This is a genomic window from Paenibacillus sp. FSL W8-0426, assembly GCF_037969725.1.
Taxonomy (GTDB): domain Bacteria; phylum Bacillota; class Bacilli; order Paenibacillales; family Paenibacillaceae; genus Paenibacillus; species Paenibacillus hubeiensis.
Window position 1 is genome coordinate 1,473,304 of the sequence record NZ_CP150203.1, and the last position, 18,188, is coordinate 1,491,491.

At 51.5% G+C, this 18,188-nt stretch carries 19 protein-coding genes and 1 pseudogene; 17 read left to right on the forward strand and 3 right to left on the reverse strand.

Features of this window, described 5'->3' with window-relative positions; genetic code table 11:
* Nucleotides 1–14 precede the first annotated feature (14 nt).
* The 4 genes from MKY59_RS06655 (at nucleotide 15) to MKY59_RS06670 (ending at nucleotide 2,185) form a co-directional block, all read left to right on the forward strand.
* A complete protein-coding gene (locus tag MKY59_RS06655; RefSeq protein WP_236415095.1) occupies nucleotides 15–260 on the forward strand; it encodes a zinc ribbon domain-containing protein in 246 nt (81 codons plus the stop codon).
* A 162-nt stretch (nucleotides 261–422) separates the two neighbouring features.
* Nucleotides 423–701 carry a hypothetical protein gene (locus MKY59_RS06660; RefSeq protein ID WP_236415093.1) on the forward strand — a complete coding sequence of 93 codons (279 nt, stop codon included), beginning with the start codon at nucleotides 423–425 and terminating at the stop codon, nucleotides 699–701.
* 126 nt (nucleotides 702–827) lie between these two features.
* Nucleotides 828–1,250 carry a thiol-disulfide oxidoreductase DCC family protein gene (locus MKY59_RS06665; RefSeq protein ID WP_236415091.1) on the forward strand — a complete coding sequence of 141 codons (423 nt, stop codon included), beginning with the start codon at nucleotides 828–830 and terminating at the stop codon, nucleotides 1,248–1,250.
* Nucleotides 1,251–1,318: 68 nt separating this feature from the next.
* A complete protein-coding gene (locus tag MKY59_RS06670; RefSeq protein WP_339276670.1) occupies nucleotides 1,319–2,185 on the forward strand; it encodes a DUF6612 family protein in 867 nt (288 codons plus the stop codon).
* A gap of 352 nt (nucleotides 2,186–2,537) precedes the next feature.
* On the opposite strand, the pseudogene MKY59_RS06675 reads toward MKY59_RS06670, so the two are convergent.
* Nucleotides 2,538–2,657 (reverse strand): annotated as a pseudogene (locus MKY59_RS06675) (excalibur calcium-binding domain-containing protein); the annotation flags it as partial.
* Nucleotides 2,658–3,003: 346 nt separating this feature from the next.
* Here MKY59_RS06675 and MKY59_RS06680 point away from each other — a divergent pair.
* The 11 genes from MKY59_RS06680 (at nucleotide 3,004) to MKY59_RS06730 (ending at nucleotide 14,278) form a co-directional block, all read left to right on the forward strand.
* A complete protein-coding gene (locus tag MKY59_RS06680; RefSeq protein ID WP_236415087.1) occupies nucleotides 3,004–3,387 on the forward strand; it encodes a VOC family protein in 384 nt (127 codons plus the stop codon).
* A gap of 170 nt (nucleotides 3,388–3,557) precedes the next feature.
* Nucleotides 3,558–4,796 carry a ParA family protein gene (locus MKY59_RS06685; RefSeq protein WP_339276672.1) on the forward strand — a complete coding sequence of 413 codons (1,239 nt, stop codon included), beginning with the start codon at nucleotides 3,558–3,560 and terminating at the stop codon, nucleotides 4,794–4,796.
* Between the two features lies 1 nt (nucleotide 4,797).
* Entirely contained in the window at nucleotides 4,798–6,063 is a 1,266-nt protein-coding gene (locus MKY59_RS06690) for an ATPase, T2SS/T4P/T4SS family (RefSeq protein WP_339278343.1), read from the forward strand.
* 48 nt (nucleotides 6,064–6,111) lie between these two features.
* Nucleotides 6,112–6,873: a type II secretion system F family protein gene (locus tag MKY59_RS06695; protein ID WP_339276673.1), complete on the forward strand. Its 762-nt coding sequence runs from the start codon at nucleotides 6,112–6,114 to the stop codon at nucleotides 6,871–6,873.
* Between the two features lie 13 nt (nucleotides 6,874–6,886).
* Nucleotides 6,887–7,756, forward strand: coding sequence for a type II secretion system F family protein (locus MKY59_RS06700; protein WP_339276674.1), 870 nt, complete (start codon nucleotides 6,887–6,889; stop codon nucleotides 7,754–7,756).
* A gap of 11 nt (nucleotides 7,757–7,767) precedes the next feature.
* Nucleotides 7,768–7,956, forward strand: a complete 189-nt coding sequence (locus tag MKY59_RS06705) for a Flp1 family type IVb pilin (RefSeq protein WP_339276676.1) — start codon at nucleotides 7,768–7,770, stop codon at nucleotides 7,954–7,956.
* The gene (locus MKY59_RS06710) at nucleotides 7,940–8,614 is read left to right on the forward strand and encodes a TadE/TadG family type IV pilus assembly protein (protein ID WP_339276678.1); all 675 of its coding nucleotides are present in this window, start codon (nucleotides 7,940–7,942) and stop codon (nucleotides 8,612–8,614) included. Before MKY59_RS06705 ends, MKY59_RS06710 begins: the two co-directional genes overlap by 17 nt.
* Nucleotides 8,615–8,709: 95 nt before the next feature.
* On the forward strand, nucleotides 8,710–10,821 hold the full coding sequence (locus tag MKY59_RS06715) for a hypothetical protein (RefSeq protein WP_339276680.1): 2,112 nt from the start codon (nucleotides 8,710–8,712) through the stop codon (nucleotides 10,819–10,821).
* Between the two features lie 27 nt (nucleotides 10,822–10,848).
* Nucleotides 10,849–11,922, forward strand: coding sequence for a TadE family protein (locus tag MKY59_RS06720; protein ID WP_339276681.1), 1,074 nt, complete (start codon nucleotides 10,849–10,851; stop codon nucleotides 11,920–11,922).
* A gap of 18 nt (nucleotides 11,923–11,940) precedes the next feature.
* Complete coding sequence (locus tag MKY59_RS06725) at nucleotides 11,941–12,444, forward strand: A24 family peptidase (RefSeq protein WP_339276683.1); 504 nt, start codon at nucleotides 11,941–11,943, stop codon at nucleotides 12,442–12,444.
* Between the two features lie 31 nt (nucleotides 12,445–12,475).
* Nucleotides 12,476–14,278 (forward strand): DUF6382 domain-containing protein, encoded by a 1,803-nt coding sequence (locus MKY59_RS06730; RefSeq protein ID WP_339276685.1) that lies wholly within the window; start codon nucleotides 12,476–12,478, stop codon nucleotides 14,276–14,278.
* On the opposite strand, the gene MKY59_RS06735 is transcribed toward MKY59_RS06730, so the two are convergent.
* Together MKY59_RS06735 and MKY59_RS06740 are read right to left on the reverse strand one after the other, a co-directional pair.
* Nucleotides 14,270–15,169 (reverse strand): TIGR01777 family oxidoreductase, encoded by a 900-nt coding sequence (locus tag MKY59_RS06735; protein ID WP_236415067.1) that lies wholly within the window; start codon nucleotides 15,167–15,169, stop codon nucleotides 14,270–14,272. The genes MKY59_RS06730 and MKY59_RS06735 overlap by 9 nt on opposite strands.
* A 174-nt stretch (nucleotides 15,170–15,343) precedes the next feature.
* Nucleotides 15,344–15,811 carry a DUF2621 domain-containing protein gene (locus MKY59_RS06740; protein WP_236415388.1) on the reverse strand — a complete coding sequence of 156 codons (468 nt, stop codon included), beginning with the start codon at nucleotides 15,809–15,811 and terminating at the stop codon, nucleotides 15,344–15,346.
* Nucleotides 15,812–15,981: 170 nt separating this feature from the next.
* On the opposite strand from MKY59_RS06740, the gene MKY59_RS06745 reads away from it, so the two are divergent.
* Together MKY59_RS06745 and purU are read left to right on the forward strand one after the other, a co-directional pair.
* Entirely contained in the window at nucleotides 15,982–17,109 is a 1,128-nt protein-coding gene (locus tag MKY59_RS06745) for a deoxyribonuclease IV (RefSeq protein WP_236415386.1), read from the forward strand.
* 21 nt (nucleotides 17,110–17,130) lie between these two features.
* Nucleotides 17,131–18,024, forward strand: coding sequence for a formyltetrahydrofolate deformylase (gene purU / locus MKY59_RS06750; RefSeq protein ID WP_236415065.1), 894 nt, complete (start codon nucleotides 17,131–17,133; stop codon nucleotides 18,022–18,024).
* The last annotated feature ends 164 nt before the right edge of the window (nucleotides 18,025–18,188 follow it).

Sequence of the window (18,188 nt, forward strand, 5' to 3'; positions counted from 1 at the left end):
AGGGGGAACGCTTGATGAGTATTGAAGAAATGATTGAGCGCCGGTTCGTATGTTCGAAATGTCGGGGGACGGATTGCGACATCAAGGAAGTGTCCATGTCGGGAGCAGGACTCAGCAAAGTGTTCGATATCCAGCACAACCATTATTTGTTCGTCTCTTGTTCTTCCTGCGGTTATGTCGAGGTGTTTGACCCAAGCGTGTTGAAAGGCAAAAAGCAAGGCCAGGTCGGGACGATTCTGGATATTTTGTTCGGGGGTTAATGAGGCTTCCCGTGAGAAGATCCGGTGCGCCCGCGTTTCTGATATGGAGATCCCGGCAATGCGGCATGGCAGGCGAGTTGACATTAAGCTAAAATTTCTTTAATATGTTTGAGTACTGAGAAAGCTAATGCAGGAACAAATTTGAATTGACAGGTGATCTCCATGTCTTATAGACCGAGCATTGCAACATTGCAAATCGCGAGCAAAAACGAAAAAGACGGATTGTACGAGTTTACGATGAAATTGGTGGACGGCACCCATTGCCGCGTGTTCTATTCCCGTACTCCGGAATGGAAATTGACCAACATCAGCCGTCTGCAGAAAACGCCTTGTCCAGTATGCCGCAAAGATTTCATTTGCAAATGCATGGACCAGTATGCAGCAGACCTCCATCAACAAATGATGGATGACCAGTGGGTAGAAAAGGCAATTGCCGAGTAATTGCCGGGCAGATACGAGCGTGGGCGCAAGCCTGCGCTCTTTTTCTATATGAACGGAAGAACATGTACCTTTAAATGCATCGCGAGCGGTGCACAGCTTCTATAATAGCTGGAGGAGATTGAGAAAATGTCCGAACATGAATCGAAAAAACGACAGGAGCATCCCATCGTGCTTGTGGACGGCGTATGCCACTTTTGTCAGGGAGTCACCAAATGGATCATCAAGCGCGACCCGAAAGGAAAGTACCATTTCGCCTCGCTTCAATCGGATGTGGCCAAAAGATTGCTTGAACAAGGAAGGCTTCCGGTCGATCGCATGGATACATTCGTGCTGATTGAAGACGGGAAGTATTACACGCGGTCTACTGCCGCGCTGAAGCTTGCCAAAGGCCTGAAGTTTCCTTACCCGCTGCTGTATGGATTCGTGATCATACCAAGGCCGCTGCGTGATGCGGTATATGGCGTCATTGCCCGCAATCGGTACCGCTGGTTCGGCAAGGATGAGACGTGCATGCTTCCTTCACCGGACATCAAGGATCGTTTTCTGTGAAATGGGTTTGAAATGAGGAAAGACAGGGTAATGATTGGGGAAATCAACCATTTTGGAGGTATAATCATTTGAAGAAATGGACGACAGTACTTATCGGGGCATGGATGGCACTAAGCTTGGCTGCATGCGGAGGTCAGGCGGGAAGCAATGATGCATCAGAAACAGCGGCAAACAACGATCCAACGAGCAATAATGCCGCAGTAAATGAACAGGAAGCGGCGGTTCCTACGTTGGACGAATTGATTGCAAAATCGAGCGAAGCTTCGAAGACACTAAAGAGTTTTTCCTCCGAAGCAAGCATTGAGCAGAACATTAGCGTCGAAGCCGGCGAACAGAGCCAGGAGCAGCAGTTAACGACAAGCATCAAGATGGACGTCATCAAAGATCCATTGACAGCTTACCAGGAAATGAAAGTGGAAATGCCCGGTCAGGAAGCGCAGACCATCAAGCAGTATTTTACTAACGATGGCATCTATTCGCAGGTGGGCGAACAGTGGGTGACCATTCCGGAAGAGCAAACCCAGCCGCTGATCGAGCAAATGAAAGCAAGCGTCAATCCGGAACAGGAGCTGGAGCAGTTCAAATCGATCACGGAAGACACGAAAATTACGGCCGAGGGCGACAACTATGTCATCAACGCTACGGTGTCCGGGGACAATGTGAAGGAGCTGGCCAAATCGGTTCTGGAGCAAAACGGGGCAGACCCGCAAATGCAAACGATGATCGATCAAATGGACATCACCAGCATGACCATGAAATACATGGTCAACCAAGAAACATATTTGCCAACGGGAACAGACCTCAACATGGTCATGAACATGGAGCAAGAGGGTCAGAAGATGAAGATGGACATGAAAATGACCAGCACGTACAGCAACCACAACACCGTGGAGAACATCGAGGTTCCTCAGGAAGTGCTGGACAGCGCGAAGTAACGAGTTGAATCAATCCGGAAGGTTTAGAGATGCATCCCTTTAAGGAGAAAGCGCAAGGAAATGTACGTTTTGCGCTGCTCTGCGAGGGGTGTTTTTCGTATTTTCTATGCTTTCTGCCTGCAACGTTCCGGATGGTTTGCGGACATAAAAAGCACCCCGATCCGGAGTGCTATATATGGTATATGCTTCTCGTTCGATGATCCGTCTAGAGAAGTATACAAGTTGTTCGAGGTTTTTCTATCCTTGCTTGAGACCAGCTATGTATTCAGGTGCAACCTTAAGCCAGCTTTGTTCTTTGTGTTTTTCAACTTTAGGCTGAAAAACGGGGACGGATACTTAGGACCTTGTTTACTTATTTCTTTTCACAAGCTACGCCGTCTCCGTCTCGATCCAAGGCTTTACGGTATCCTGGCTCTCCTTTATAAAGCGGTGCTTTCCCGGCTTTCCTCACGGCAGCACAGTTTTTGTAGTACACTTTTTTCGCTTCAACTTTAGGCATAGCTTGCACTGAAACATTGGCAACCAGAATAGCAGCTAACACGGTAAAGACCAATTTTTTTTTCATCCTTCATATACTCCCTTCATCGTTTAAGTGAATTACAAAGCTATTTTACCAAAAAGAAGGTTATCGAACTACAGGTTATAACAAAGAAAAAGGAAACTTATTCAATCAGCAGGGTTTGTGTTGTTTGAGCAAACCTCGGGTCTGGCGAAGAATCATTATGTTATGCTATGGTATATTCTATCGGCTTGAACATCATGTTTGCATAACCCGAGGGAGATCCGGCAAGGGAAAGAAAGAGGAGGGGGAAACGGGAATGATTCATTTTTCGCATATTCACCACGTCAGTTTGGCCGTGCGCGACCTGGAGGTTGCAAAGCGGTTTTACTCGGAGGTGCTTGGACTGCAGGAGATCGAGCGTCCACCTTTCCGTTCAACGGGCACTTGGTATGCCATCGGCAGCCAGCAGCTTCATCTATTGCAGCATCCGCAGGGGCATACGCTGCGGGAGGGCGGCATCGATACGACGGATGGCCATTTCGCGATTTGGGTGAAGAGCCACAAGGAAACGTTGGAGTGGCTTGAGAAACAGGGGGTCGAATACGAGGCCAGGCCGGACAGCGTTGCCGGATTTGCGCAAATTTTCATATTGGACCCGGATCGAAACATTATCGAGTTCGGCGCTCCTTACGGCTCGTAAAAGGGAAGCGTAATTTCCGGTTTTTCACAAATCACTTGATCATCCAGAAATTGTATGATATATTATCGATAAATTCATAGCACGTGACGGAAGCACCGTCCTTACATTGCATGCGGTTTGTGCGATTGTATGGGCGGTGTTTTTTGTGCTTTTCGGGGAGGGAAGGCATATTGGGTGTTCTGAAGGCGGTTCTTGCTTCCGGGGACAAAGAGTATATTGATGCCTGGCTGGATTATGTGCGGGAAAGCGCATATGCCGCGGATATCCGTTTTACGGCGTTTTCGAATGAGGAAGCTTTCAGGGAGTACATGTACGAACAGGTGGACAGGGAGATGCCTGATCTGGTCATTGCGGAGCCTGCATTTCTGCAGCCCTGGCTGGAACGGGCGAAACATGATCGAGAAATCCCATGGTTGATGCTTGGGGAAGGAAAGGAAGGGGTACAGGAAGAGAAGCTTCTGGCAAAGTATCAACCTTTGCCTGCACTGCTGGATGCGGCCTTGAATGCCTGCCGCCAACCACGGCGGAAGAAACAGCTGAAGGCGGGTCGCGGCACCCTTTTGGCAGGAGTGGTATCGGCTTCCGGAGGCTGCGGCAAAACAACGGTAGCGATGCATTTGGTCAAACAATTGGGTGTTGCGGGATATGCGGTGCTGTATCTCAATCTGGAGACGCTGGACAGCACCATGCCGTTTCTGGAGAAAGGCTTGTTGCGGAGCCATCCTCGGTATGCCGAAGCGGAATCGGGTTTGTCGCGGCTGCTATACGACCTGAAGGCTGGCAAGAAGCATTCCGGGGCTAGAGGGGAGAAGCAGAATGCTTCAGCCAAACAGGGAGGGGCTCTGGACGATTATGTGTTTCGCCATGACGCATTGAAGGCAGACATGTTTTGGCCGCCGAACAACCGCAAAGAACTGCTGCAAATGTCCTGCGAGGACGCCAAAGCGCTGATGCAGCATGCCGTGGATTGCGGTCGGTATGACGTGATCGTCACGGATGGCGACTCGGGTTGGGATGGGCGCAGCGAGGCTGTATTTGAAGCGGCGGACACGCTTGTATGGCTCGTTGAGGACGAACTTGCCTCCATGTACCGCTGGGGAGAATGGATGAGACATATGGAACGAATTCATCCGGAACGTTACGAGAGCGTGATGGAACGTGCCAGGTTTGTAGCCAACAAGGTCCAGGGCCGCATGATAAATGCCCTTCCCCGTGCTGATCTGCGACTGGACGCGATTCTTCCGTGGATTCCTTCCTGGAAACAGCTCAGTCAAGAGGAAGTATTGCTCAGTTCTCCGATCTTCCAGCGTGAAATCAGGCAGGTATGCGCCATGCTGCTGCCTGACGAGGATGACCATTCGCGGATCAAAGGACTCGCTCCTTCAATGGCGGAGGTACGCCATGGTTAAAATGATCGTCCCGGAACGTGAAGACCTGTTTCAGGCCATGCGCAATGAAGTCAGGGCAGGTTTGAACCTGACTTCCGCTGCCGGAGACGAGGAGCTGTGGCAATCCATTGAACGCAGGGTGCTGTCCGACGCTCAATTGGAAGAACTGACTTCAGGGGAAAAACATGCCTTGGTCAAGCGGCTGTATGATTCGTTTCGCGGACTGGACATTTTGCAGCCGCTGGTCGACTCTCCGGAGATCACGGAAATCATGATTAACAGCCATAGGGAGATCTTCGTGGAAAAGGCCGGGGAGGTAGAGCGCGTGCCATTGGAATTCGAATCCACGGAGCGGCTTGAGGATATCATCCAGATGATCGTTGCTGGCGTCAACCGGATCGTGAATGAATCGTCTCCCATCGTCGATGCCAGATTGAAGGACGGATCAAGGGTCAATATCGTTTTGCCCCCAATCGCACTTAAAGGGCCAACCATGACGATCCGGAAATTCCCGAGCGAGCCGATGAGCATGTCGGACCTGATTGATAAAGGAGCATTGCACGAAGAAGCAGCAGAACTGCTGCAGCAATTGGTCCGCAGCAAATATAACATTTTCATCGGCGGCGGAACGGGCTCGGGAAAAACGACGTTTCTTAATGCGCTGTCCCAGTTCATTCCTGCCGATGAGCGCATTATTACGATCGAAGATTCTGCCGAGCTGCGGATCGTGACCGTGCCCAACCTGGTATCGCTTGAAACGCGCAATGCCAATACGGAAGGCAAAGGGGAAATTTCGATTCGCGACTTGATCAAGTCGTCGCTGCGCATGCGTCCCAACCGGATCGTGATTGGGGAGGTTCGGGGAGCGGAAGCGTTGGATATGCTGCAGGCTATGAACACCGGGCATGACGGATCTTTAAGTACCGCCCATGCGAATAATGTGGCTGACATGATCAGCAGACTGGAGACGATGGTGCTTAGCGGCGCCGATCTGCCTATTTCCGTTGTGCGGCAGCAAATCAGCTCGGCCATCGATATTTTTGTTCATTTGTCCCGGCTTCGCGACCGTTCCCGCCGCGTAACGGAAATCAGTGAAGTTGCAGGCATGCATGAGGGGGAAGTGATGCTTCATCCGTTGTTCCGTTTCCAGGAGCAAGGAGAGCAGGATGGAAAGATTGTCGGTGGTCTTGTTCAAGTGGGGAAGTTAAAGCAAGTACATAAAGTGCAGATGGCGGGTTATGGAGAATGGTTGGAGGAGTACGCACAGCGAAACCCGATTCCTGGCTGAACAGGTCATATAACAACGTAAATAAACTACTAATCAGAGGTGGTTTCGGTGGATGAAGCCAAACAAACACTTACGGATTATACGACATTGGTGTTATCTCGAAGGCAGCGCTGGAGCTGTATTGGGATCAGCGGACTGTTGTTCTTTGGGGTAGGTCTGTTGTTCTATCATCACTGGATTGCCGGGATTGTGCTGGCAGTCGGGGCTCTCGGGGTGCCCCGTTATTGGACCAAAGTGCTGCTGGACCGCAGAAGAACGACGCTCGGCCTGCACTTTAAACAAGCGCTGTATGCGTTGTCGTCCGCGCTTGCGGCGGGAAAATCGGTAGAGAACGGCTTCCGGGAATCCGTCGAAGATTTGCGCATGCTCAATCCGGAAACGGATACGGATTTGATTCGGGAATTCACGATATTGCGCACCCGGATGGAGTACGGCCAACCGATCGAAGAAGCGCTGCAGGACTTTGCCGATCGTGCCCGGATCGAGGATATCACCAATTTTGCGGACGTGTTCATTACTTGCAAGCGGACAGGCGGCGATCTGGTCGAGGTGGTGAGACGCACGTCAGCCGTGATCGGGGAGAAGCTGGATATCCAGCAGGATATCATGGTTGCGGTGGCCCAGAAACGGTTTGAATCCAAGGCAATGTTCGCCGCACCGTTCATTTTCCTCCTTTTTTTGAATTTCACCGCCAAGGACTTTATGGCACCGCTCTACAGCGGCATGGGGTATCTGATCTCTACCGGAGCTTTGGTGATGCTTGCCGGCTGTTATTTGTGGATCACGCGCATTATGGATATCAAGGTATAGGGGTGAGATCGAAATGTTGATACCCGTATTTGCAGGCGGAGCGCTGTGTTTGGGATGGATCGTGCTCGATCGTGCCCGGGGAAGGGCGTATCGACATTTGCGCAAGCTGGACATGCCCGGAATCAGGCTGAAGCAGCTGCATGGTCCGTTTCTTTTTTTGCTGGAACGATTCGATGCGGTACGAAGATTGCCTGTGTTGATGTTTCGCATGCAGCATGCCATTCAGAAAATATACGGCGTCCAGCACAGCGGCGAGAAAACAATGCTTTATTGTGCCGAAATGCTGGCGTATGCATGGCTGATGCTCATATTGGGGTGCCTGTTGTCATTGATTGAAGGCATCGGAATCGGGGGAATGGCATGTGGACTGATTATGGCAATGCTGCTGCCCTTTGCGCTTTACAGAGACCTGAATTCCAAAGTGCAGCGCAGGGATCAAGACATGCTGATGGAGCTGCCGGAACTGTTGAACCGGATCGTGTTATTGGTCGGCGCGGGAGAAACGGTTCAGCGATCCATCGTACATTGCGCAGCCAGTCAGGGAAATCGGGATCATCCTTTATATAACGAACTGCGCAGAACCGTTGCGGATTGGAATAACGGATATTCGTTTCACCAGGCTTTCGAGCAGTTCAGCCGACGCTGCGGGGTTCAGGAGGTCACGATTTTTACGACGACCGTACTGCTGAATTTCCGGCGTGGAGGAGGTGACTTTGTGTTGGCGCTGCGTGATCTTTCACACGTACTGTGGGAGAAGCGTAAGGCAGTCAGTCGGGCAAGGGGAGAGCAGGCCTCTTCCAAACTGGTGTTTCCGATGGTGGTGATCTTTTTCGCGATCGTGGTCATGATCGGGGCACCTGCTTTTATGATGATGAATATGTAGGAGGAATCGGCATGCTGGAATGGACACGAGGAAAAATCGAAGGATTTTGGAAGGAAGAAGATGGTTTGGGGACGTTGGAACTGATCCTGATTATTGGCGTCATTATTATCATCGCTCTGATTTTCAAGGATCAGATCAAAGCTTTGGTAACGAGGCTGCTTGGTCAAGTCAGCGATAAAAGCAATGAATTTTTCGAATAGACGATTCAGGAACGATGAGGGGAGCTTCACCATCGAAGCCTCCCTGGTCTTTCCTGTGCTGCTCTTTGTGTTGGCATTGCTATTGTTTTTTGGCATGTACATGTACCAAAGAACGTTTCTGAATCAGCATGCCTATGCCGCTTCGGAGCGAGCGGCCTACAGTTGGGACAACAGCCACAAAAAAGCCTTGACCGGCGAGTACGCTGTTTCAGATGTTGACGGTTTGTATTGGCGTTTGAAAGATGATCAGTTATTGGGCGCTTTATTCGGCTGGGCGGGAGCCGACAACGTGACTAAGGTTTCCATACCAGCTAGCGAGGGAGAAGGGCTTGCCGAGCAAAAATTGGCTCAAGCCGTACAGGGCATGCCCTCCGGCATGACCGGCACGATCGAATACGCGAATTCGCTGCTGCAACGGAAAGTCACGGTCCGTCTTAACCAGGTTATTTCATTGCCGTTGCCTTCTTTTCTCTTTGATTCGGGCGATGAGGTACAAACTGAAGGTGCTTCCGCCGTGGTTGAGCCTGTCGAGTTTATTCGAACGGTGGATTTGGCCCGCTATTACGCTGCTAAGTTTAAAAGCAGGGGCGGAGCGGCCGCAGAAGCAGCAACAGAAGCGGGGCAAGTCATTCAGCATTTCGGGAACGGCAAAAAGTAGCAAAGGAGGAGGCTCTGCTGTTCAGAAAAAGAGATGGCGAATCAGGGGCAGTCACCCTGTTTTTAATATTGATTCTGGCGGGGGTGTATATGTTCATGGCGGTATTTATCGATTATGCGCGCATTGCGGCTTTCAAGGTACAGGTTGAACGGATGACGCATGCTGCGATGAGGTCTGTAATGTCGGCATATGACCCTGCGCTTCGGGAATACGGGCTATTCGGATACGGAGATAGCAGCGGGGAAAATATGATGGCCAAAGTGCTGAACGATAGCGTGAAACCTTCGGCGGTGAAGGACGCCTTTCCCATTCTTGATATTCAGTGGGACACCACTTCTCTTGGCATGGAACGAGAATTGGGCAAGTATGCCATCTTCAATCGACAAATCCAGGAAGACATGAAGTACCGGGCTCCCGTCGACTTTACCCTTGAAGTGATCAACCGCTTCAAACCGATGTCGGGAGAGATGAAGGAAGCGGCTCATACGGTGGATTTGCTCAAAAAACTGCAGAAGCTGTACGACAAGCGCGAGGCACTGCTGGACGAGGCCATCGAAATACAGGAACAATCCGCGGCGAAGCTGAAGGGCCTGCCGGAACTTGTCATGAATCCGCCAAACGGGGCCATTTACGACGAAATGCTTGAGGAAGCGCCTGTTACTGCCGCCGAGGCTGCAGCACGTTATACCGACTTCTGGAGCAAAAAAACAGCAGATGAAGGACTGCCGCTTCTGGAACAGCAATATATATCGGAGTTGGGGCGATATCGTTCGGGCGTGAACAATGTAGTGATGGGGATTAGCGCTAGCATGCAGTCCTCGACCCAAGCGCATCAGACGAACTTGCCGGAGGCGATCACCAAAATCGAAGAGGCCCGCAGCATCAATGAAGAAATGAAACGGGTCATTGCCGAAGGGCAGAATCGTCTGCAGAATGCCGACTATGACAAAGTGGGCAGTTCCGATTTGCCGGGCCAGAGCCCCGGCTCCACCGGAAACGGAAACGAGGCGCGAGATACACGTTCCCTTGCTTCCGAACTGGTGAGGGAGGAAGGTCTGTTTGACCGATTGGGTGAGCGTGTCAGCGCGCAGACATCTGACTTTACTCAAGTAAGACAGGCTGGCGTAGAACTTAACAACCAGCTTCGCAACGTGACTTCCCAGCACGGTGTTCCGATTAAACAGGCAGTCAGACAAGCCAGCCAAGCGACGGAGCGTTATATGGACAGCTTTGTGCGCAATGGCGCTTCCAATGTCATTCTCCAGAGCAAACGCGAGCTGGAGAGCGGTCGCGGGTCCGATGCGCAGCGCAAAGCCAATGACAAGGAGTCCAAGAGCAAATTGAAGGAGGTCCGGCGCGTGTTGGCGCGGATCGAAAACGGCGGTTCGGCTTCGTCGGAGGCTTTCAAATCGTTGGAGAAGTTTTACAATGCCAACATTGCATTTAATCAGGCGGGCGCCAGTACCTCCGAAAAGGCGGGAATCGCAGGTGATCCGTACGAGTCCGGCGGCAATGCGATGAGCGGCATGGACAGCTTGTTCGGGGGCATGTCAGGCCTGCTCGAAAATCTGGGAGATGAGCTGTTTCAGAATGAATATGCTTTGGCTTACTTTAATTCGATGGATTTCGGGCAATTGCTCGGATGGACCGAAGGGGATGGAGGAGCGGATGACGTATTTGACTTGAAAAATCAGGAGTTGGAATATATCATCTACGGCTTTCACAACTCTTCAGGCAACATCGCTGCGGCATACGCGGAAATATTCGGTATAAGGCTTGCCATTCGTACGGCAGAGGGATTGATCGAAAACAGCAAGCTTGGGAATCCGCTGCTTGTATTGTCTGCCGCCATACTGCATGGCATTACTCATGCCATCAAAGACATGCTCACATTAGCCAAGGAAGGCAGCGTAGAGTTGTCCAAAATGATCAAGATCAAACTTACATACCGGGATCATCTTCGCCTGTTTTTGTTGATGCATAGCAACAATGAACGCAAATTGTCCAGAATGCTCGCTTTGATCCGATGGAATACCGGGGTGAATCCGGAGGAAAAGCAAACCTATGCAGCGGGATCGACGCGCAGCAGTATCAGATTATGGTTTTTGCCTGGCGTTGTGCGAAGCATAGGGGCCGTAATGGGCAGTGAGGAACAGGTGGAAGACGGACGATTGTTCGTGGAACGCCGAGCGGATTATTCCTATTAAATTTAATGATGATTCCATGGAGGGAACATGGACAAGCAACTCCATCGAAAGCAGCAATTTCAGCAGTCGGGCAAGGCATGGCGAATGAGAGGGAAGCTGCACTTGCGCTGGACTCTTACGATTTGGCGGAAGAAGGATCAAAGGAAATCATTACGGGCAAACATGCCAATGGCTCCGTTGCCCCAAGAGCAGGGGAGCATCGTTTTGGAGGCTTCGTTGGTGCTGCCGGTATTTCTCTTCTTCGTCATGTTCCTTATATATATCGTGCAGATGACGCTTATTTCCACTTCATTGCAAAGTACGGCGGGCGAGGCGGTGAAGCAATTGGCTGCCCAGATCTATCCGGTCTCACTCGCGTTCTCGCCCGGCGATTCGGCCGGAGGCGGGGAGGGAGGGGGAGGCTGGAAACTGCCAGGGCTGTCTCTGGAGGAGTGGGCGGAAAAATATGCTTCTTCACTTCCCGAGCCTCTCAACGACTGGGTTCGAGCGGCAGCCGCCCGCGGCGAACAGCCTTTACAGGAAATCAAAACTTCCGTTTTGGAATCGGTGCTTGATCCAACGGTAAAACCGATGCTTAAACCTTTCATTAATGAACGTGTCCTTGATTATGAACGAATTCACGTGAACGGTATTTCCGTTCCCGATCTTCGCAATAAGCAGAATCCTTATTTTATGGTGGAATTGAGTTATGAGCTTCCCGTTAAGGTTCCTTTTTTGGGCAAATCGTTACGTATCCAGGCTGCCGCGGCCGAACGTGCATGGATTGGAGATACGGGAGAAGGCTCTGGCGGCTCCGGTGAGGGGGCTAATTCGGCAAGTTCAGCAGCGGTTGTATTGTCCAAACCGGAGCCGGCGTACGTTGGCAACAAAGCCACGGTGAAAGTCAAGGTGGACCCCGGGATAAGCGCGAACCTTACGATTTTTTACAAATCCGGCCAGAGCACGGCCAAACACATCGGTTGGGCCACGGCGGACGAGAATGGTGTCATCGAATGGAACTGGTTCGTCGGCACCAGGACGACGGAAGGCACATGGACGTTTGTGGTCGAGACGGCCGATGGCGCAGTGACCGAAACCAGTTTTGACGTGGCATCCAAATGATTGAAGGGAGGGCGGAGCATGGAATGGTTTTATCTGGTTTGCGGCCTGGTCGTAATGGCAGCCTTCGTCACCGATATTCGGTCGATGAAGATTCCGAATCGTCTCACCTTGCCTGCGATGTTGGTGGGGACGGCGGCACATGCCGCTTGGGGCGGCTGGGATGGCTTGTTCTTCTCGGCCGCGGGATTTGCCGTATGTTTTGCAGTTCTGTTTGCGATGTATGCCATCGGTGCCGTGGGCGCGGGGGATGTGAAGCTATTCGGTGCAATCGGGTCCTGGACCGGGCTGTTGTTCGGCATTCATGTCGTCGTTTATTCCGTGTTATATGCGGGCGCGATCGGGCTTGTCATTGTGTTGTTCCGAAAAGATGCGGCAAGGCGATTTCGCAGCATCGTTGGCGGCCTGGCCGGCTTCTTCCTATTGGGTTCGATCAGGCTGGTCGGCAAGGGGAAAACGCTGAAATTTCCGTTTATGCTGGCGGTATTGCCCGGATTTGTCAGCACTTATTTATATTTGATGTAGATCGGCTGAGGAAGGAGGAAGGAATAGAACGATGTTTGGATTGACGAGGGATTTTGTTCGCAACGGCGGTGTGTTCATGGTGCTGGAGAGGCCCGATGGGTTGCGGATGGACGAGTTAAGCAGCGTGCAGGTCGGAATGCTGGCCTCCAATCGCATTGCAAGAGTGTTGCCGGTCCATATCCGCGAAGTGGATCTTAAGGTGACTCTTCAATATGATATCGCGGGATTCAAGATGCTCTCTCATGCGTTGAAGACGGAAAAGATCAAACTTCACGTGCTGTACGGATTGTTGTTCCAGATCGCAGACACGCTATTGGAGAGCAGGCAATATATGCTGGAGTCATGCAAGTTTATTCTGCAGGAGGATTATTTGTTCGTTAACGGGTCGCTCGATCAAGGGGGAATCGGCATGATTTACGTTCCGATCCAGGATGCAGCCCAGACAGATATACCTCAGCAATTTCGGGAGCTTGTTATCCGTTTGATGGCCCATGTGCAGCAATTGCAGGGTGAAGGGATTCAGCGCGTGCTCCAGTTATGCCATGAAGAGAGCTGGGATATCAGGCACCTTCGGGAGCTGTTGCTGGAATTGTATGCGAACGGGCAAAAAAGCGAGGATGATCCAGAGAAGACAACTGCGTCCTCCGTTCATCCGGCTGCCGTGTCCGGAATGGAGGCGAAGCTTCATGTTGTGTCCCATGGCACGCATCAAGGTTTGGAATCGGAGCCGGAGTCTTTCCTGTTCAAACGCAGAGGCATAATGTCTTCAGCTTTGGAAACGGGACAGCCGCAGCCCTTTTTGTCGCGATCCGGCGAGCGTTCTGCCGTAGAATCGGAGAAGCCATCCAACCATGACTCGAAGAAGAGGATGTTCAAGCGAAGCTCTGTGGATTCAGGTGAGGACCAGAACCTTGAGACGGACGTGGATGACGAAGGTAAAGATGCGGGGTCTGCCAAAGTGACATACATCGCTTTGGGCTGCATGGTAGGCATGGCTTTGATATGGAGATTCATTTACATGGAACAGCCCGGACAGATGGAAATGATGGTATCTTCCGCTCTGAGCATCATCCTGCTTGGGGCAGCAGTATGGGCGTGGAAAGGGCGAGGGAGGTTTTCGTTTCCTGCCCTGGGTAAACGCCAACGGGAAAGCGGCGGCGAAGAAGAGATGTTTCAGGAAAGCTGGCGTTGGAACAATCAAGCAGGCCATGCAGGTCCGTTTGCAGCCCGCCGAAGCGATGACCCCAGCAAGTTGCAAGATCCATTGCCGGGGTCAGACGCCGCCCCGGAAAGTCCGCATCTGAACACGAATGTTCATCGCATGGATATGCCGTATAATCGTCGGCAGGGAAGCATGGTACAGGATTTGCCGCACCCGCATTTTTCGGACAAAGAACAGTTACAGGATTCGGCAGCATCCACAGAGAACAGCATGCGTTTTGACGTGTCCAGAGAAGCTACCGTCAATTTGCAATCCATGAAAGAAGCCGGCGGCTTCAAAGGCGCAGACACGGGACTGCCCCTGTATTATTTGGAGCGTAGATCCCCTGCAGGGGAGCCGGGCGAGCGGATGGACATAAGGGGAGCCTCGTTTGTTATTGGAAGGTCGGCAGACATGGTACAGTGGGTTGACGCAGCGGTCGGAGTATCCCGTGCGCATGTTGAACTCAGCAGGAACAAAACCGGTTATGCCATTAAAGATCTCGGTTCCGTGAACGGAACGGTCCTTCAGGGGCAGCTGCTTGCCCCTTACAAGGAATATCCGCTCCATGACGGAGATTCCTTCATTTTGGCAGAGTCCGTCTACACCTACCGAGCGGTCCAATCAGTGTAATTTAAGGTCTTCCAACGCTTCTTGCAGCGTCGGATAAGTGAACAGGAAACCCTGATCCAGCGCCTTTTGGGGAATGACGCGCTGCCCTTGCAGCACAAGCATAGACATTTCCCCTACCAGTGCCTGGATCAGGAAGCCCGGTACCGGAAACCAATGAGGCCTGCGAAAGACCTTTCCGATGGTTTTTCCAAATTCGTCATTCGTTACCGGATGCGGTGCAGCCGCGTTTACCGGACCGGAAATGGCTTTGTTTTGCACCGTGAAATCAATAAGCCTCACCATATCGTGAATATGAATCCAGCTCGTCCACTGCTTGCCGCTGCCCAGTTTGCCGCCAAATCCAACCAAGTAGGGCAGCTTCATGAGTGGAAAAGCCCCTTTGTGACCCAACACCAGACTGATCCGGATGAAGGCAAGCCTTGTGCCTTTAATTTCCTTGGAGGCGGCTTCCCAGCGTTCCGAAACGCGTGCCGGAAAATCCGCTGCATGAAGGGGACTGTCCTCGTCAAAGGTTTCCGTTGCCGATGTTCCATAGATCGCCATGGCAGAAGCCTGCACGACCACCTCCGGTTTGCGTTCAAGCGAAGACACGAGGCGGGCCACCTTGGCTGCGGTCGTTACGCGCGACTCCAGAATCCGCATCTTGGCGCTGCCCGTCCAGCGTTGATTCAACGTTTCTCCCGCAAGATTAACCAACGCATCGAAGCCCTCCATACGTTCCGGCTGAACTTCAAGCTGTTCCCAGGATACATATTCCAGATTCGGATATGCCGCTCGTTTATTTTCCGGCAGCTTTCGAGTGATGATCATGATATGGTGATTGGACTTCAGCCAGTAATCCGTCAATGCGCTTCCAATAAATCCGGTTCCGCCGCAGATGGCTATTTTCATAGTGGGCACTCCCTTTTGCGTATCTATCGCAGGTATTCAACAACAACGATCATTGGAAAAAAGCCCCGATCGGTAAGAATGAACTGAAACTTGACCTGCCGGAGCCTGTGTGGGATTCTATTCGTTTATCATGAGGAGTCACCAAAAGCGACGTTCTTAAAACCTTATCCTTTTTCATTTGTTCATCAAATGTTCGTAACGCGAATAATCAATTTCGTTTTTTTGCAAAAAACGGACAAGAAACTTATTGTCCCGCTTGGGCGTGGCGATAATATATCCCTTGATGCAATGGTCGCGGGTGACTTCGGAAGCTTTGCTTTCGATGGCGATTCTGCCGATTTCAGCCGCAATGGAATGCTTCGCGATGTCCCTGAACGGTCCGGGCACCGGCTCCACCAGCTGATCCAAAAAGGCTTTGGCGTCGTCCGTCCATAAATGCCGGCTGGTTTCGACCCAGTGATTTTGCCAATCCAGCTTGGACTTGCCGTCCGCTTTGGGCAATACCTTCAGAAATTTGCGCATCATAAAAAAACCGCCGATACACATGCTGCCTAACAGGATGACTGTCCAAAATGCGATCGTGTTCATAAACCAGTTGCTGGGCGAGCTGCTAGCCAGCGTCAAAACAAGTGGATCGAACATCACTGTAAAAGGTCACCTCGGTTCATTGAATTTTGCGAAAGAAACCCTCCGCTACCCATGTTCCGGAATGCTGTTAAAAATAGCCTGTATTCCGAATTATATCGCATTTCTAGATTTATTTCGATAATCGCGTTAGAATAGGGGATAACTCAAACAAAGGGGGATGAATGATGCTTAAAATAGGCTCTCACGTGTCCTTTTCGGACAAGGGATTATTGAGTGCAACGAATGAGGCGTCCTCGTACGGCTCAAGTTCGTTTATGATATATACGGGTGCTCCGCAGAATACGCGCCGCAAGCCCATTGAATCCATGTTCATCGAAGAAGGCAAACAGGCCATGCAGGCTGCGGGCATGGATGAAATCGTAGTGCATGCGCCGTACATCATTAACCTGGGCTCTTACAAAGAAAATACGTACGAGCTGGCCGTCAGCTTCCTGCAGGAAGAAATTCGGCGGACGCATGCCATCGGCGTGAAAAATATCGTGCTGCATCCCGGTGCTTTCACCGACAAGGATGCGCATTACGGCATTGAGCGCATTGCTCAAGGCCTGAACGAGGTGTTGGACGGCGTGAAGGAGACGGATGTCAATATCGCTCTGGAAACGATGGCCGGCAAAGGTACGGAGATGGGACGCAGCTTCGAAGAGATCGCACAGATTATCGAAAAGGTCAAGCATAACGAACGATTGACGATCTGCATGGATACATGCCATATTCACGATGCAGGCTACGATATCGTGGGAGATTTGGACGGCGTGCTCGAACAATTCGACAGCATCGTCGGACTGGATCGCATTGCCGTCATGCATATCAATGACAGCAAAAATCCGGTGGGCGCACGCAAGGACCGCCACACCCCGATCGGCTCGGGATGGATCGGGTTCGAAGCGATTAACCGGGTTGTGCATCACGAGAAGCTTCAGGGGCGTCCGTTCATTCTGGAAACCCCGTGGATCGGCAAAGATGCCAAGACGCAGCGCCCGATGTATGAGGTGGAAATCGCTTTGCTGCGCGGTGATGTTGCCGGCCGTTTCGGCCAGTCATTTTTGGCTGAAGTCGAGCAGCTGCATCACTTCTTCGAAGGCAAGGAAATCAATCCGCGCTCTTATATTCTCGATGTATGGAACTTGCTCAAAAATGATGCCAAAGCCAAGAAGGCCGATCCGCGCGAGCCGCTGGAGCGCCTGTACGACATGGTGACGGAATCTGCCCTGTTCCCGGATTTGAGCGAGGAACAACTGAATCATCGTTTGATCGCCTGGCTGGCCGGCAAAGAGCTGCTCGTCACGGCTTAATTTAAGGAGGAAAAGTACCCGATGGAGATTCATGCCAAACAATTACGTCCTGATCAACAAAACCGCGCCGACCGGGCGCGGATGCTCATTTCCTGTCCGGATGGACCCGGAATCGTAGCAGCCGTATCGCATTTCCTGCACCAGCACGGTGCAAACATCGTTCAGTCCGACCAATATACGATGGACCCGGCCGGAGGCATGTTTTTCATGCGCGTCGAGTTCGATCTGCCGCAATTGTCTGACAATTTGAACAAGCTCGAGACAGACTTCGCCGAAGTGGCAGGCAAGTTCCGGATGGAATGGACGTTGACGGCGGTGAGCCGCAAAAAGAAACTCGCCATTTTTGTATCCAAGGAAGACCACTGCCTGGTGGAATTGTTATGGCAATGGCAGGCCGGCGACCTGGATGCCGATATCGCCCTGGTCGTAAGCAACCATTTGGATATGAAAGATTACGTGGAATCTTTCGGTATCCCGTACCATCACATTCCGGTTACCGCAGAGACCAAGCCCGAGGCGGAAAAACGCCAGCTGGAAGTCATCGGCGACGATATCGACGTGATCATTCTTGCGCGTTATATGCAAATCATCTCGCCAACGTTCATTGAACATTATCGCAACCGGATCATTAACATTCATCATTCGTTCCTTCCGGCGTTCGTCGGCGGCAAACCGTATGCTCAGGCATACAAGCGCGGCGTAAAAATCATCGGAGCGACGGCGCATTATGTTACCGAAGAATTGGATGGCGGACCGATTATCGAGCAGGATGTGCAGCGTGTAAGCCATGGTGACGACGTGAACGAATTGAAACGCATCGGACGCACCATTGAACGCGTCGTGCTGGCACGGGCAGTGAAGTGGCATGTGGAGGACCGGGTGCTGGTTCACGAAAATAAAACGGTCGTTTTTTAACCTTATAGTTTAGTGCTGTGCAGGATTAATCTGCAATTGTAAAGCCATGCATAATGGCTGTTGAAGGCGGCTCCCGTTCATTGAGAGGGGAGTTCGTCTTTTTTTATGGCATTGTTCCACAAAGAGTATGGTTTTCCGGTTTCGGGTTATACTTCATCCGATGG

Bases quoted from the DNA above. Each gene is read 5' to 3' on its own strand.
- purU (WP_236415065.1), top strand. From the start codon at position 17,131: ATGGAGATTCATGCCAAACAATTACGTCCTGATCAACAAAACCGCGCC.
- MKY59_RS06720 (WP_339276681.1), top strand. From the start codon at position 10,849: ATGGACAAGCAACTCCATCGAAAGCAGCAATTTCAGCAGTCGGGCAAG.
- MKY59_RS06705 (WP_339276676.1), top strand. From the start codon at position 7,768: ATGCTGGAATGGACACGAGGAAAAATCGAAGGATTTTGGAAGGAAGAA.
- MKY59_RS06655 (WP_236415095.1), top strand. From the start codon at position 15: ATGAGTATTGAAGAAATGATTGAGCGCCGGTTCGTATGTTCGAAATGT.
- MKY59_RS06735 (WP_236415067.1), bottom strand. From the start codon at position 15,169: ATGAAAATAGCCATCTGCGGCGGAACCGGATTTATTGGAAGCGCATTG.
- MKY59_RS06660 (WP_236415093.1), top strand. From the start codon at position 423: ATGTCTTATAGACCGAGCATTGCAACATTGCAAATCGCGAGCAAAAAC.
- MKY59_RS06710 (WP_339276678.1), top strand. From the start codon at position 7,940: ATGAATTTTTCGAATAGACGATTCAGGAACGATGAGGGGAGCTTCACC.
- MKY59_RS06745 (WP_236415386.1), top strand. From the start codon at position 15,982: ATGCTTAAAATAGGCTCTCACGTGTCCTTTTCGGACAAGGGATTATTG.
- MKY59_RS06740 (WP_236415388.1), bottom strand. From the start codon at position 15,811: ATGTTCGATCCACTTGTTTTGACGCTGGCTAGCAGCTCGCCCAGCAAC.
- MKY59_RS06700 (WP_339276674.1), top strand. From the start codon at position 6,887: ATGTTGATACCCGTATTTGCAGGCGGAGCGCTGTGTTTGGGATGGATC.
- MKY59_RS06715 (WP_339276680.1), top strand. From the start codon at position 8,710: ATGGCGGTATTTATCGATTATGCGCGCATTGCGGCTTTCAAGGTACAG.
- MKY59_RS06680 (WP_236415087.1), top strand. From the start codon at position 3,004: ATGATTCATTTTTCGCATATTCACCACGTCAGTTTGGCCGTGCGCGAC.
- MKY59_RS06665 (WP_236415091.1), top strand. From the start codon at position 828: ATGTCCGAACATGAATCGAAAAAACGACAGGAGCATCCCATCGTGCTT.
- MKY59_RS06725 (WP_339276683.1), top strand. From the start codon at position 11,941: ATGGAATGGTTTTATCTGGTTTGCGGCCTGGTCGTAATGGCAGCCTTC.
- MKY59_RS06730 (WP_339276685.1), top strand. From the start codon at position 12,476: ATGTTTGGATTGACGAGGGATTTTGTTCGCAACGGCGGTGTGTTCATG.
- MKY59_RS06690 (WP_339278343.1), top strand. From the start codon at position 4,798: ATGATCGTCCCGGAACGTGAAGACCTGTTTCAGGCCATGCGCAATGAA.